Annotated in this window: 2 protein-coding genes; both read left to right on the forward strand. The window is 34.2% G+C overall.

The window, feature by feature from the left end; genetic code table 11:
* Positions 1 to 1289 (forward strand): T9SS type A sorting domain-containing protein (locus HB672_RS14610; protein WP_167770269.1); only part of this gene is annotated, 1289 nt, incomplete at its 5' end.
* Positions 1290 to 1791: 502 nt separating this feature from the next.
* On the forward strand, positions 1792 to 2131 hold a 340-nt coding region (locus HB672_RS14615), incomplete at its 3' end, for a hypothetical protein (protein WP_167770270.1).

Consider the following 2131-nt stretch of genomic DNA (forward strand, 5'->3'; position numbering starts at 1 on the left):
GTGGTAACGAGTATGACTTCAAACAAGAATTTAGTGGAGAAGATAATACTGCACCAGAATTAATTGGAACAATTCCAAGTGATATGAGTGATTTAGATGCTTGTATTGATTCTTACGAAGGACCATCTGAAGATGAGATTGCTGCTTTATTCCATGAAGAATGTGGATTATCAGTAGTGAAAACTACTCATAGAACAGGTTCTAACTGTGGAAACGGATGGATTAACTCATTCGAGTACACAGTATCTGATGCTTGTGGTAACTCTTACCCAACATTCAAGATTATCTACCAAGGTAGTGATCAATCGGCGCCAGAGTGGGCATATGATTATAAAGTTTGGACTGACAATTCTGTAACAGGAGTATGTCCTGACGATGCTTATGTATCATTACAAGTAGGTGATGTTATTAGCCAGTTTGATTCTTATATATTTAATGGATATACAGTTGATTTTATTGCTAATCCAGCTGTAACCGATAATTGTACTGCACAAGCAGATATTAAGATTAGAGTGGTTAATATTACTGAAACTTCTGATGGATGTAGTAGTAATATTGCTGTAGATGTTGTAGCAGAAGATAGCTGTGGTAATGCATCAGCTGTTTACACTAAAAACCATGTTACAAATGACACTGTTGCACCAGTAATCGATTGTCCAACTGAGGTTATTGACTTAGGTCATGATCCTGCGTTCAGTCATTACGCTAATGGTGGTGATCCTAGATATTATGTTGCTTTAGATGTATTTAATTTATTAGCTGCTAATGATAACTGTAAAGGTGCTTTAGAAACTACTCTTTATAGTGGAACAATTCAACCTTATTATACAAATGATCCAAATGTAATGTTGCAAGAAGTAACAATGGGACATATGGTAGATGATGGTTGTGGTAATGTTTCATACTGTACTGTAGTATATACTTACACTTCTACTTTACCAAATCCTGATGATTCATCAAGAACAAATGGATTAAGTCCTGCAGACGTATTTGATCAAGGTTCTTCATCTGCTAATGAAGGTGATGAAGTATCATTAGACTTCCAAGCATACCCAGTACCATTTAACCAAGATGTGACTGTTAAGTATATGTTTGAGTTTGATACTAATGTAACTGTAGAAGTTTACGATACTAGAGGATTATTAGTAATGTCTAAGACAGCAGCTTACTCAGCTGGAACAGATGCTACTATGCCATTAAGTATCAATGGTGCAGATCAAATGTACTATGTAAAATTAATTACTAACAAAGGAACTGTAACTAAGAAGATATTAGCTTCTAAACTATAGTAACAAAGTTAGATAAGTAATTATCATAAATTTAAAAGGAGTCATGAAAATGGCTCCTTTTTTTTATGCGTCATTACGAGGAGCGTAGAGACGAAGTAATCTGTTTATTAGGAGTTATATATTATAAGATTGCTTCACTTTACTCGCAATGACGATACACCTCAAAACAATTGCTCGTCATTCGAAGGAGGAACGACTAAAGTAATCTGTTTAAACAATAATGAAGCTATTATTTTCTTGATTAAAAGCCTATATATTAGTTAAATAGCCTTTTATAACTGTTAATAAAAGTTTAATTTTGGAGATGATAGTTAAGTTACATACTTACCTATTTTAAATACAAAGCTTTTTGGTGACTATAATAGGTACGTATTTTAAGCTTTTCTAAAAATAATTGTTTAATAGCGCAACAATAATTTGATTACTAGCTCTTTGCTTTAGGTTTTTAGTTTAAAAACCTTTATGTGAATATAGTGGTCAACTAATACAATATGTTATGCTTATGAGCAATTTTACACCAAGATTTACCTCTATTAATTCTTTACAAAAAAAAGGCAAAGCAACATTAATGTTGTTTATGTTTTTAGCATTATCGAGCTTATCTTACGCGCAAGGCACCGGAGCGAATAACACTGGTGGTGGCGAGGAGTTAGGTCCTGTTAATGGCTGTATGCACGAAGTGCCAGCAATGAAATCAGTGTCAGAATTAATGGCACCTGGTTACTTTGATGGATTTTTTGATGCATGTCACGATTCAGATGAAGAATTTCAAATTCACCCAGTAGCTCCACAACAAGGAGTTGATGGCGAATGGGGAGTTGCCACTGGATTTGCAAAAGGAA

Origin of the sequence: Gaetbulibacter sp. S0825 (assembly GCF_011777505.1) — a bacterium.
Lineage (GTDB): Bacteria > Bacteroidota > Bacteroidia > Flavobacteriales > Flavobacteriaceae > Pontimicrobium.